The 13,205-nt window shown below is 37.2% G+C and carries 13 protein-coding genes; 1 reads left to right on the forward strand and 12 read right to left on the reverse strand.

From position 1 onward, the window contains the following. Positions 1-95: 95 nt before the first annotated feature. From LIZ98_RS14505 to LIZ98_RS14545, 9 genes are all read right to left on the reverse strand, one after another. Positions 96-890: an ABC transporter ATP-binding protein gene (locus LIZ98_RS14505; protein ID WP_227140050.1), complete on the reverse strand. Its 795-nt coding sequence runs from the start codon at positions 888-890 to the stop codon at positions 96-98. After that, positions 883-1,863 (reverse strand): ABC transporter permease, encoded by a 981-nt coding sequence (locus tag LIZ98_RS14510; protein WP_227091611.1) that lies wholly within the window; start codon positions 1,861-1,863, stop codon positions 883-885. The genes LIZ98_RS14505 and LIZ98_RS14510 overlap by 8 nt, the downstream gene beginning before the upstream one ends. Before the next feature lie 306 nt (positions 1,864-2,169). Further along, positions 2,170-2,532, reverse strand: coding sequence for a Na+/H+ antiporter subunit G (locus LIZ98_RS14515; RefSeq protein ID WP_227140049.1), 363 nt, complete (start codon positions 2,530-2,532; stop codon positions 2,170-2,172). Between the two features lie 85 nt (positions 2,533-2,617). Further along, positions 2,618-2,905, reverse strand: a complete 288-nt coding sequence (locus LIZ98_RS14520; RefSeq protein ID WP_034772063.1) for a Na(+)/H(+) antiporter subunit F1 — start codon at positions 2,903-2,905, stop codon at positions 2,618-2,620. After that, on the reverse strand, positions 2,902-3,381 hold the full coding sequence (locus tag LIZ98_RS14525) for a Na+/H+ antiporter subunit E (protein ID WP_041845244.1): 480 nt from the start codon (positions 3,379-3,381) through the stop codon (positions 2,902-2,904). Before LIZ98_RS14525 ends, LIZ98_RS14520 begins: the two co-directional genes overlap by 4 nt. Further along, positions 3,382-4,869: a Na+/H+ antiporter subunit D gene (locus LIZ98_RS14530; protein WP_227140048.1), complete on the reverse strand. Its 1,488-nt coding sequence runs from the start codon at positions 4,867-4,869 to the stop codon at positions 3,382-3,384. Continuing rightward, the gene (locus tag LIZ98_RS14535; protein ID WP_034772069.1) at positions 4,862-5,200 is read right to left on the reverse strand and encodes a Na(+)/H(+) antiporter subunit C; all 339 of its coding nucleotides are present in this window, start codon (positions 5,198-5,200) and stop codon (positions 4,862-4,864) included. Before LIZ98_RS14535 ends, LIZ98_RS14530 begins: the two co-directional genes overlap by 8 nt. Further along, positions 5,188-5,625 (reverse strand): Na(+)/H(+) antiporter subunit B, encoded by a 438-nt coding sequence (locus tag LIZ98_RS14540; RefSeq protein WP_034772071.1) that lies wholly within the window; start codon positions 5,623-5,625, stop codon positions 5,188-5,190. The genes LIZ98_RS14535 and LIZ98_RS14540 overlap by 13 nt, the downstream gene beginning before the upstream one ends. Beyond that, positions 5,612-8,023: a Na+/H+ antiporter subunit A gene (locus LIZ98_RS14545; protein WP_227140047.1), complete on the reverse strand. Its 2,412-nt coding sequence runs from the start codon at positions 8,021-8,023 to the stop codon at positions 5,612-5,614. Before LIZ98_RS14545 ends, LIZ98_RS14540 begins: the two co-directional genes overlap by 14 nt. 328 nt (positions 8,024-8,351) lie before the next feature. Here LIZ98_RS14545 and LIZ98_RS14550 point away from each other — a divergent pair, with 328 nt between their 5' ends. Then, positions 8,352-9,032 (forward strand): universal stress protein, encoded by a 681-nt coding sequence (locus LIZ98_RS14550; RefSeq protein WP_041847885.1) that lies wholly within the window; start codon positions 8,352-8,354, stop codon positions 9,030-9,032. 15 nt (positions 9,033-9,047) lie between these two features. On the opposite strand, the gene LIZ98_RS14555 is transcribed toward LIZ98_RS14550, so the two are convergent. From LIZ98_RS14555 to LIZ98_RS14565, 3 genes are all read right to left on the reverse strand, one after another. Further along, positions 9,048-9,611 (reverse strand): tyrosine-type recombinase/integrase, encoded by a 564-nt coding sequence (locus tag LIZ98_RS14555; protein ID WP_227091616.1) that lies wholly within the window; start codon positions 9,609-9,611, stop codon positions 9,048-9,050. Positions 9,612-10,159: 548 nt separating this feature from the next. Then, entirely contained in the window at positions 10,160-11,110 is a 951-nt protein-coding gene (locus LIZ98_RS14560; RefSeq protein ID WP_227140046.1) for an L-lactate dehydrogenase, read from the reverse strand. 524 nt (positions 11,111-11,634) lie between these two features. Further along, entirely contained in the window at positions 11,635-12,837 is a 1,203-nt protein-coding gene (locus tag LIZ98_RS14565) for an MFS transporter (protein ID WP_108898547.1), read from the reverse strand. Positions 12,838-13,205: the final 368 nt, after the last annotated feature.

Raw genomic sequence — 13,205 nt, forward strand, 5'->3', positions numbered from 1 at the left:
ACGTCGAATTCGCTTCTTTGCTGGAAATTTATACTTTCTTAACGTACAAAAAAAGACACCAAGTCAAGCACATGCTTTCCTTAATGTCTTTTCATTTACGCTAATAATGTCCGGTCGGTTACGAGCTTTTCGCCGCGAATTCGCTGAAACTCTATTAATAAATCATCAATCGTCAGTTGATTTTTCTTCGCTTCATTAATATCCAAAATAATTTGACCGTTATCCATCATAATTAATCTGTTTCCTAAGTCTAAAGCTTGCTGCATATTATGAGTAACCATCAGCGTAGTAAGGCCATATTTTTTTACAATTTGCTTCGTAAGTTCCGTAATTAGCTGCGCTCGGTTCGGATCCAGGGCTGCGGTATGTTCGTCTAATAATAAAATATCCGGTTCCGTGAATGTTGCCATCAGTAAAGAAATTGCTTGCCGTTCCCCACCGGATAGAAGACCGATTTTGGCATTCAGGCGATCTTCCAATCCTAAATTTAATGAGGCCAACGATTCGCGGAAATATTCTCTTCGTTTTTTTGTCACCCCGAGACTAAGTGTCCGTTTTTTATTTCGCGAATAGGCCAAGGCTAAATTTTCCTCAATCGTCATGGACGGTGCGGTTCCTGCCATCGGATCTTGAAACACACGTCCAATCAATTTGGAACGTTTATATTCCGGGATATTCGTTACATCTTTCCCGTGAATGACTACGTTACCTAGATCAGGAGAGAGCACACCTGATATAATATTCATTAACGTTGATTTCCCAGCGCCATTACTCCCGATAATTGTGACAAAATCACCTTTTTCCAAAGATAGATTAATGTGATCGAGGGCGATTTTTTCATCCAATGTTCCTTCATTAAAAATCTTTTTAATATTTTTCAGTTCAAGCAACAGATTCACCCTCCCCGTTTGCTTTACTGTTCGATTTTCCTTGAAGCTTGTGTTTTGCTTTCCGATTTTTCTCCCGTTGTTTATCGATTAGTTTCGGCAAGACTAAGGCCAAAATCACGATAACCGCAGTAACTAACTTCTGGTCACTGGCATCCAAGATCCCTTGATTTAATGCAATCGTGATAAAGATTCGGTAAATAATTGCACCAAATACAACAGCTAAAGTTGTGCGGGCGATCGTCTTCTTCCCGAAAATAGCTTCACCAATTATAATCGATGCCAGCCCGACCACAATCATCCCAATCCCCATTCCAACATCAGAAAATTGATTGTATTGGGCAATTAAGGCACCGGAAAATGCAACAAATGCATTAGAAATACCGAGACCTAAAATGATCAAGCCGTCTGTATTTGCTGAAAAACTACGGATCATTCGTTGATTATCACCTGTTGCCCGGATGGATAAACCAATTTCCGTTTTAAGAAAATAGTCTGTTAAAAATTTAAATATCAATGTGACAATGATCATAAAAATTAAAATTCCGTAATCGCCAAGTCCGATTGAGTTAAAAAAATCCCCAACTTTTGTAAAAATGGTGTCTGTATTTAATAACGGAATATTCGGACGTGAAACACCATCTTCCAGTGTTAACCCCATAATCCGTAAGTTAATAGAATAAAGGGCCAGCATCATGAGAATTCCGGAAAGTAAATCATTGATCTTTCCTTTCGTATGAAGGAGACCGGTTATACATCCGGCAAAAAAACCGGCAATCAATGCAGCCAATGATGCCAATATAGGTGAATAACCATTTACAATCATTACCGCAGCAACAGCCCCGCCGGTAACAAAACTGCCATCCACCGTCAAATCTGCAAAATTAAGGACACGAAACGATATATATACACCGAGTGCCATAATCGCAAAAATAATTCCCATTTCCGAAGCATCAAGTATCGCAGGTAAAGTCATCAACATCTCTCCCATCTTTTTCTATTGTTGCTGAAGTTCAATTTTGAAAATCCCCCTTTGCGCGCCAACCACTTTACCCCTTTAAAGCAAATATTTATTATTTATATTTGACACCTTATTAAAAAAATTGTCAATAGATATTCAAGTATTTTTTTATTAAAATAATTTCCATTGAATAATTATGTGATTAGTACCCAAACGACTTGAGCCAATATAGTATTTATCAAAACACAATGTGTTGTGATTTGAACGTTAGTTTTTTAAAAAAGGGGGCTTTTTGGCGGTAACCATTATGTTTAACCTGCTTTATTTTTTTGACAGTTCGTTTTCAAAATAATATTTTTTTAACTCATCTTCAATCGATTTTTCAGTCAGTGGTACTCCGTTACGATAGGCCGATCGAGCAATGAGATGAGCAGCAACAGGAGCTGTTAAAAACACAAAGAATATTCCCATTATGAGCCGAATACTAAAATAGCCTTCAGAAATTAAAAAGTAGAGTAATGTCCCGACTAATGTACTTAACACACCTAATGTCGAACTTTTTGATGCTGCATGTGAACGAGTATAGACATCCGGTAGGCGGATAATCCCAATAGCACTGACAAACACAATAATGGAACCGGCAAGAATAAAAATTGCGGCAATTACTTCATCACTTCCGTGCAACAATATCACCTCTTTCAATTGATTATACTTATACTAACGGACTTATCTTCAATGCCCTTGGTATAACCACTTTTCCGAAATAACTTTACCCTTCATCTTTCTGCTTAATTACCATACCTCTTTCTGTGAATCTCGCAAAAGCAACGGTTCCGACAAAAGAAAGAATGCCAATCAACAAAATCAAATCAAAAAAGGCATGGGTGTGCAGGAGAACGGAAAAAACAGCAATACTGGCAATTAAATTAATACCGATTGCATCGAGAGCCTGGATACGGTCAGCACTTGAAGGACCTTTTACAACCCGATAAATATTGGCCAAAATAGATAACGTTAATAAACATAAAGATACAATCATAATAATTTCAAACGTCATTTTCTGGTCACATCCTTTATCGCCTTTTCAAAAACCGCCTTTGATTTGAGCACGGATGGTTTTGATTCGGGAATATGCAGTGCATGGACAAACAAGGTCTTTGCATCCGGTGTTACTTCCATCACGACCGAACCCGGTGTTAAACAAATGAGCAGAGACAATAAAGTTATTTCAAGATCTCCCTCTAAATCCGTCTCCACGCGAAAAATCCCCGGTTTGATATTTACTTTTGGTCTTACGATATGTTTAATAACAAAAAGACTTGATATCAATAATTCATATATGAAAATAAGAAACAATTTTCCTATAGCAAGAAAGGTAAAAAGATAAAATGGCTTATGAAAAAAACGTCTTAAGCAAAATAAAATGAACAAACCTACTAAATAACCACTGAAAAAAGTAAGGAAACTCGCTTCATCCTGTAAAAACATCCATAACCCGGCGATAAATAAGTTCATTAACACTTGAATCGGCAATTAAATCCCCCCTTTATCCAGTACGGCAAAAATATATTGGTTTGGATCAAGTAAACCTTTTGCAGCTATCAATACATACTCATGGATTCCTTCAGCACCGAGTCCGAGCGCAAGACTGATACCTGTCAATAAAACAATTGGTAACATTACCCCTTTTGTTGTTCCTTTTTCCTCATCTTCGCTCATTACCGTTTCTCCCCAGAAGACATCCATAAATACTTTAATTAATGAATAAAGAATGAATATACTCGCTAATAATCCGAACCCTCCTAACCAAAAATAGCTTGCTGCAAATGCTCCTTTCGTAATATATAACTTTCCAAGAAAACCGCTTAATGGAGGAATTCCTACCATAGACAATACAGCAATGAAAAACATCCAACCTAAAGCCGGGTGTGTACGAATCAGTCCACTCATATCTTTAAGCTTGCTTGTTCCGGTAAGCCCTATAATGGTCGCACCGATCAAGAACACTAAAGCTTTTATAATCATATCGTGGATTAAATAATAAATAGAGCCCAAAAGACTTTGTTCCGTAAAAGCAACTAATCCGATCAAAATAAAACCTACACTAATAATGACATTGTATGTTAATATTTTTTTCAAATCCCGATACCCGACTGCTCCCATTGCACCAAGAATCATTGTTAGAGCTGCTAAAATACCAATACCCATATGGGTGACTTGTGGCTGGTGATAAAAAATGAGGGTAAACATCCGAAAAATCGCATAAATACCAACCTTTGTCAAAAGTGCTGCAAAAATAGCAGCGATTGCGCCAGGTGGAACGCTATAAGAACCAGGTAACCAATAAAAGAGAAAAAGACCTGCTTTTAAACTAAACACAATTAAAAACAACAAAGAAATTGTCGTAATCAATCCATCTTGTCCCGCTTCAGCAACACGAACTGATAAATGAGCAAAATTCAATGTTCCCGTTACAGCGTACAAATACGCAACACCTACGAGAAAAAAAGCGGAAGAAATTACGTTGATCATGATGTACTTCAATGATTCCCGCAGCTGGTTCCGAGTACCTCCTAAAGTGATCAGTACATAAGAGGACACAAGAAACACTTCAAAAAAAACATACAGATTAAATAAATCTCCGGTTAAAAATGCACCGTTAACTCCGGTGATTAAAAATAAAGTCAACGGGTAAAAATAATGTTCTTCTCTCTCTTTTCCAATCGAGTGAAAGGCATAAAGCAGACAGCAAAGAGCTACAATACTTGTCACAAATAGCAGTATTGCAGCAAACATATCCGCAACAAGGCTGATTCCATAAGGAGCTTGCCAGCCGCCCAACTGCAATGTTTGAATACCGCTGTCTTTTATTTGGTTCATCAAAATTAATGCAACCATCCCCGGGAAAATACATGCAACCGGGCTTAACAAACGGTGCAGCCAAATATTTTTTCTGAAAATAATTAACAACATCCCAATGAATAACGGAAACGCAATAGGTAAAATTAATAGGTTATTCATCCGGATTTCCCCTTAGCCGTTCCATATCATCCGTCTTAAAAATTTGATAGGAACGATAACTTAGTACAAGCAACAGGGCTGTTACCGCAAAGTTAATAACGATTGCTGTTAAAATCAATGCTTGCGGCAATGGATCGGTAAATCCGGCCATTTTTTCATCAAGTAACGGGGCACTTCCGGTTTTTAAACCACCCGATGTTAAAATTAATAGATTAACAGCGTGACTGATTATTGACAATCCAAAAATAATCCGTAACATTTGTCTCGATAAAACTAAATAAGTACCGATCGTAAATAACAGTCCGACAAGACAAGCCATTATCGTTTCCATAGAGAATCCCCCTCACTAATACTCAGAATGATGCTCACGGCTGTTCCAATTACTGCAAGAGCGACACCGGTATCAAAAATTAGTGCTGTAGCCAATTCCGTTTTCCCAAAAATCGGTAAATTTTTATCATTGAAATATTGAGTTAAAAACGGGTCACCCGCCAACATACCCGTAAAGCCTGTACCAATGGCAATTAAAACCCCAAGTGCGGCCAGTTTCTTAAAATCAATTTGAAAATTTTCCCGGACTTTTTCAATATCAAATGCTAAAAAAAGCAAAACAATTGCCGCTGCTGTACTCAACCCGCCAATAAAGCCGCCTCCCGGATGATGGTGTCCGTTTAAAAACAAATAAACAGAAAAGGTAAAAATAATGATGACAGTCACTTTGGTTACACTTTGTAAGATGACGTCATTCGGCTTCATTGTGATCACTTCCTTTCATTCGGAACCGAGCCAATGTATACACCCCAAGCCCGGCAATACATAAAACAGAAATTTCAAGCATTGTATCAAACCCGCGAAAATCGACTAATATGGCATTAACAATATTTTTTGCACCGGCCAATTCATACGCATTTTCAAAAAAATAAGAAATTGGTTCAAACAGCTTATGACTGTTGCTTGACAAAGCAAGTATAGTAATTGTTAATCCCGTTGCAACGGACACAATCAGATTTGTTAACTTAAACTTGATCCGACCAATATTTTTTTGTAACTTTGGCAAGTGATAAAAGCAAAGTAAAAATAGTACGGTTGTCACTGTTTCTACAACCATTTGTGTAAGTGCCAGATCCGGAGCACGAAAGATAACAAAAAACATTGTCACTAAATAACCTACGACACTTAGTGCAACAATGGCCGTCATTCGATTACTTGTAAATAGAACCGTTAATGCGGCTATCATTACCCCCAAAACTAAACCCATATCATAAATACTGATGACATTGTCTTCGGAAACATCAAATTGGATACCGTGTAACAACAAAAGTGAGCCGGCTAAAACAATGACAAAAAACGAAAAAATATAGATAAAATAATGGCGGATCGAACCGGTCATATAGCGATTTGTTAATGTAAGTGAATTGCGCTCGACTTTTTCCAAAGATTTCTCAAACAAGTTATTTAACGTAAGCCACTGCGGATATTGTTTAAGCAAAGGAACCCACCGCTTGACTGTAATAAATAGGAGACTTCCCATAATTACAACACCGATAGTCATCAAAAGTTCAGTATTCCATCCATGCCAAGCACGAATTTTGATATCCACCTTATCGATCGTAAACATCGGTAGGATGGCAACGAATGCCGGTTTCAACAAGTATTTGGAAAAAACATTTGGAAAAAAGAAAATAACTACGACGAAGAAGGCGAGTATTACAGATGGAATTAACATACCAAAAGGTGCCTCATGTACATCCCGATTCAACTTTTCCTGTCGATATTTCCCGGAAAATGTCTTAAAAACGAGAATCATAGAGTAAACAAAAGTAAAAACACTGGCAATCCATGCAAGTAAGGGAAATAGTATACCAAGTGTTTCAAGATGAAATATTTCCGCCACCCTCACATCATTGACTGCTTTAAAAAACATTTCCTTACTTAAAAATCCGTTAAAAGGAGGTAATCCGGCCATAGAGAAACCACCAATTAATGCGACAGTAAACGAAACCGGCATCAACTGCATCAATCCGCCAAGCCGTCTAATATCCCTTGTCCCGGTTTCATGATCAATAATTCCGACGACCATAAATAAACTGCCTTTGAACATGGAATGATTGAATAAATGAAAAATTGCAGCAAAAATGGCCATTGAATAGGTAACACCATGTTCACTCGGTCCAAAATAAAAAGTGAGTGAACCAATTCCTAATAAACTCATAATTAAACCTAATTGACTAATCGTCGAATAGGCCAATAACGCCTTTAAATCAGTTTGTCGAACGGCTGTAATTGAGCCATATAATAAAGTAATGATTCCTATTCCCGATACTAGCCAAAACCAAACGGAACTTCCGCCAAAAACGGGTGTAAATCGAGCTACCAAATAAATTCCCGCCTTCACCATCGTCGCCGAATGAAGGTATGCACTAACGGGCGTCGGTGCTTCCATTGCTCCGGGCAACCAGATACTGAACGGAAACTGGGCTGATTTTGTAAAGGCTCCGAGTAGAATGAAAATAATCACGGGAATAAATAATTTATGTGCTTGAACGAATTCCACATTAAGAATCATTTCGCGAATACTATATGTGTCGGTGATAAGAGTTAACATAATCATTCCTGCAAACATACAAAGCCCGCCAAAGACAGTGATAAGCAAAGATTTCATTGCCCCATCTCTTGATGACTTTCGTTCATACCAAAATGCGATTAATAAAAATGAGGAAATACTTGTCAGTTCCCAAAAGCCATATAGGATAAAAATATTATCAGAAAATACAAGACCCAGCATAGCGCCCATGAACATCATTAAATACATATAAAACTTATGAAGTTCTTCTCGGTGCTTTGATAGATAAAAAATGGAGTAAATAATGACAAGTACACCCATACCGGAAATTAATAATCCGAACAATAACGCCAAACCATCGAGATAAAAATCTAAATTCATCTCCATTGAAGGAAGCCACGCTAAGGAAGTTGTCAGATGATCACCATTTGCAACTAAGGGAATGTAGCGAAGAAGGTCTAAAAATATGACCAAAGGAATCAGTAATACAAACCAACCTAAATGAATTTTCGGATGAAACAACTTATACAAAAGCGGAATTGCCATAGCAAATACAAAAGGAATAAATATCAGCATGTGTAACGAATTCAAACGGCATCCCCCCAACAATTTCATTCAATTTCGGAAGCCACGAAAAGAGGCCAAAATTCTTGATCATATTCATTTTCACAGCATAACTTTATACTGAGAGCTTTTTCCTTACGTAATCTATGTGTGTTGCCGCAATAATTACAATTTTCACAGGACAACTTTTTTACTAAGGCTTTACCATGCGACAGCCTTACATTTTTTCATGTTCCTAAAACTTGTTGAAAAATGAAATATAGGCAGTTTTGGATTGACTACTCTCGTTCCATAGGTTATAGTTCTACATAGTCAAATAGGTGATTCCAACAAAAACATTTGAGGTGAATCATAGATGGAAGCAAATTTTTCAAATGAAAGAATTCTTGTTTGTGTTTACTATGGTCCAAATGGAGAAAGATTGATTCGACGTGGCTGCCAAATTGCAAATATGCTTAAAGCACCACTCTATATATTAACGGTTGATTCAGCACCTTTTGATGAATTAGACGCCGAAAAAGTAATTTATATCGAACAGTGGAAAAAATTTGCTGAATCGCATCCTTCTGCTCAATTTATCATTAAAGATAATGAAAACCGTCCGGTGGCGAAAGTAATTGCTGAAGTGGCCAGACAGAATCACATAACCCAAATCATCCTCGGGCAAACTGCTCAAAGCCGCTGGGAACAGATTACAAAAGGTTCAATCATTCATGCACTCTTACATGAAATTCCTTTTGTCGATCTTCATATCATTTCTGTCTCTAGGTATATTCGTGATGAAGAGGGTTTATTTGAAAAAGGAATCCGTGCATACCTTGTTAAATCCGGTACAGAATACCGACTAACATTCAGTCATACAAAAGATATTGAATATGAGGGTATTTTTTTCAAAGAAGTCGGTACGGATTTTGATAACGGAATTTTCCGATTTATGAACGGTTGGGAAACCCGGCAAGTCCAAGTCACTGACGGGATTATTAGAGATTTAAAAAATATGGACTTGAACAAAATTGATTTAAATAACACGGATTGATGATTAAATCTTTAATTACAGATTCACATCGACCTTAATGAGCTTTTGTTCGTTTTTATCGATTCCAATATATTTTAAAGTTTCTGCTGTGGAGTGCTGGTTAAAAATATTTTTTAAAATAGAAATGGCCACCCCTTTGCGATAGGCATGATATCCGAACGTCTTTCGAAGCGTGTGGGTTCCGATTTTTTCCTGGATCCCTACTTCTTTTGCAGCATGATTGATGATTCGATAGGCTTGTTGCCTCGTAATTGGATGGCTATTTTTTTTTGATTTAAATAGAAAATCATCCGGCTGCAATTCGTTGCTTGCCAAGTAATCCCTTAATACTTCTCTTACTTTGCTGTTTAAATAATATGCTTTTACTTCCCCATTTTTTTCATCCTTTAAGTAAAGAAACTCTCTTGTTTGGGAACCGTCCCATACGTCTTTAACCGTTAAATACAATAAATCATGTACTTTAATTCCCGTATTTATCCCAATAACGAAAAGGAGTAAATCCCGAAGTGAAGATTGACGTAAAACCTTTTTCATTGCTTGTATTTTTTCAATTTTTTTAATTGGGTTCACATACTCCACAAAATTCCCCTCCAATAATGTTACACAATATTATTTTATAACTAATTATGTAACATTGTAAAGAAGTTTACTTTATTTTGTTAAAAAAACGTTTTTTTCAACTGCTTGGCTTGTGTTGTCAAAAGGTGTCCATGTGATTCGAAGCTTTCCTTGTGCAATTTTACTTAAATCGTAAAATTCCCTTTGCATCTTTTTCTTTGCCGGAATTTTTTGCTTTTACCCACAAAAAAATAGGAGCTGAACAATTAAGTTATTTTAATCATTCAGGCATCCTTATTGATAATCATTTACTATTTCGCATCCCAAGACAAGTGGAAGTTTCGTCGATAAAATTGAGTAGTTCTCGGAGGCCACTGAAAAACTATTTGAATAGATTTACTAACACAATATAAAACCCGGAAATACATCTAAATGGTGTTTAGCAAGATTATTTTGCAATTTTTCAGTGACCTCTAGTTCTCGCTCAGATGTCGACGAGTTTGCCTTTCGTCCTAAGGTGGGAAACTCAAGTTATTTAATAAAGTGAAGTTTCCTTATTGCACGTTAAACTAGGACAAATTGACACTGTTCATGGTTTCTTTTAAAACACGAATAGAATGATTGAGCCGGTCTTTCTCGGTGGCAGTCAATTCCATTTTAATCACGCCACTAATTCCATTTCTTGTGACAATAGCCGGTACACCGATAAACACATCTTTATGATCATATTCACCGTCCAAATATGTAGAAACCGTTAAAATGGAATGCTCATCTTGTAAAATTGCCTTTGTTAATCGAACCAACCCCATTGCGATCCCATAGTAAGTTGCACCCTTTTTCTCAATGATACGATAGGCAGCATCGCGGGCTTGGACAAATATATCATTTAAATCCTCCACTTTGTATTTCGGGTCCTTTCTCATCCAATCAAAAATGGGAATCACGCCAATCCCTGCATGACTCCATACAGGAAGTTCCGTATCACCATGTTCACCTATAATATATGCATGGACATTTCTAGTGTCTACATTGAAGTAATCACCCAACATGTAACGTAGACGGGCAGTATCTAATATTGTTCCGGAACCGATCACGCGTTCTTTTGGTAATCCCGAAAATTTCCATGTTGCATAAGTAAGAATATCAACCGGATTTGATGCAACGATGAAAATTCCGTTAAAACCGCTGGCCATGACTTCTTCAACAATACTTTTCGTGATTCTCGTATTTTTTTCAACAAGGTCAAGACGTGTTTCACCGGGCTTTTGAGCTGCACCAGCTGTTAAAACAACAATATCAGCATTATGACAATCTGAATAGTCACCATGACGGATAATCATTTTGGCAGGTGCAAATGGTAGGCCATGATTTAAGTCCATTGCATCCCCTTCCGTTTTCTCTTTATTTACGTCAATCATCACGAGTTCCCCGGCAATTCCCTGATTTAATAAGGCAAAAGCGTAACTGGAACCAACAGCACCGGTTCCGACAAGTACTACTTTACTTACACGATTAGACATCAAATCCACTCCTATACAATATTTTTGGAATTCCTTTAAAATTTTGCGATACATTTATAAATCACCGCTATAGGTGAAAAATTCAAAGTCCTCCTAAAAAATGTTACCAAATAATTCCAATCCAATCCATTTCTTTTTTCTCTATGGATATTGTTTCCCAAGATAAAGAAAATAATTTTCATCTCTTCGTGGTTAAAAAAATCCGGGAAAATAACAGTCGATTTTTTATAGGATGCTATACCTCTCTTAACGTATAAAAGTATGCGCCCCGTCGTTCAGTGACCATTCACTTTATCTTCCCCGAATTTCTTCGGCCTTTTTGCCCTCTTTTTGAAGAAGCAATGTTAGGATTTTTCTCCACCTTATTTATTTTTTAACGGTGTCAATAGTGTTATGAACTTATAAGGAGGTTTTTCCAAATTTGTTCCTAAGCGGAAAGGAAATCATGTGATCTTTTTCATATTCCTATTATAGCAATAAATGGAAGGATTGGCGAGCCTTCCTAATATATTTAAAGAATTAAACTATGAAACCACATTTATTTTTTCCGTCCTTAAAATAAATATATATAAACCGATTGACATCAAGATGGAAAGGGCAGCTGCTAGATAAATACTGGCATATCCAATCCAATGACCGATTTGACCGAACAAAATCGCCCCAAATCCGACTCCGAGATCAAAAAAGGAAAAAAAAGTTGCATTAGCCATGCCACGGCGGTTTTTCGGTGATCGTTCCACCGCCCATGCCTGAAGTGCCGGCTGAATGGTACCAAAACCAAAGCCGTAAAGAAATGCTGCAATAAATAATATGAAGCTATTTGGCAACCAAGCCAAAAATAACATGGCAAGAAAAATAAGAAGCGTTCCGGGAATAAAAACAGCACGGTGCCCTTTGCGATCGTATAACTGACCGGCAAATGTTCTTGTTACCATCAACGCCATTGCGTAAATAAAAAAATACGTTTGAATGCCTTCTACTCCCTTTTGTACCGTGTATAGAGGCAAAAAGGAGGCGATTCCTCCAAACGTAACGGTGATGAAAAAGGCAAGAGCGGAAGGCTTTAACGCTGACTTTTCATAGAAATCCCATTTCCCAACAAGAGCCACTTTTTCTTTTTGTTCCACTTTTTTAAACGAAATAAATGATGAAAGGATAAATGCCAACAAACCAAATATGGCACAGATGATAAATAACGATTGAAAGGAAACATGTTCCACCAAAATTAATCCGAGTGATGGACCGAATGCCAATGCTAAATTTCCCGATAACCCGTAATAACCTAAACCTTCACCTCTCCGTTTTCCCGGAATGATATCTGTCGCAATTGTTCCTGAAGCTGTCGTTGATAATCCCCAACCTAAACCTTGAACAATTCTCATGACAAAAAGGAATAATATGCTTGCGGTAGCACTAAAAAATCCGACCGATAGGAAAAAGATCATTAACCCGGATAAATAAATGATACCTCTCCCCTTTGTTTCTAAAGCATGCCCGGCAAATGGACGAATCAATAATGCCGAGAAAGTAAAAATTCCAACCGCCAATCCAATTAATTGATCCCGCCCACCTAACGCTTCAACAAATAACGGAAGAGTTGGCAAAGTCATTTGGAATCCTAAAAAAACAAAAAAATTGGCTAAACAGATTAAAATAAAGTCCTTTGTCCAAATTTTTTCAATCCTAGTGCCGGTAACAGTATCTTTTTCTATTACTAATTTGGCCATTATTATCCCCTATCCCTTTGTATATCCAAAATGTTCATATTGTTCTATACAATTATATCAAAATTTTTTGCATTTAGAAATGATTACACTTTCAAATTTGTAAAAGGAAATTTTTAGCAGCTACGTACAGATCAGTACGGCAGAGGAAAACCGTTAAAAGCTGTTACTGAAATGCCCCATTGGTTTGGACAAATCGGGTTCTATGGGACAAAACCACCGGAGTTTGAAGCAAAACTGTCCCATAGAACGGCTGTATGGGACAAACCAGGCGGAAATTCAAGTTAAAATGTCCCATAGGATTAGACAAATCGGGTTCTATGGGACAAAACCACCGGAATTTGAAACAAAACTGTCCCATAGATCGGCTG

The organism is Caldibacillus sp. 210928-DFI.2.18 (assembly GCF_020554505.1).
In the GTDB taxonomy this organism is placed as follows: Bacteria; Bacillota; Bacilli; order Bacillales; family Caldibacillaceae; genus Caldifermentibacillus; species Caldifermentibacillus hisashii.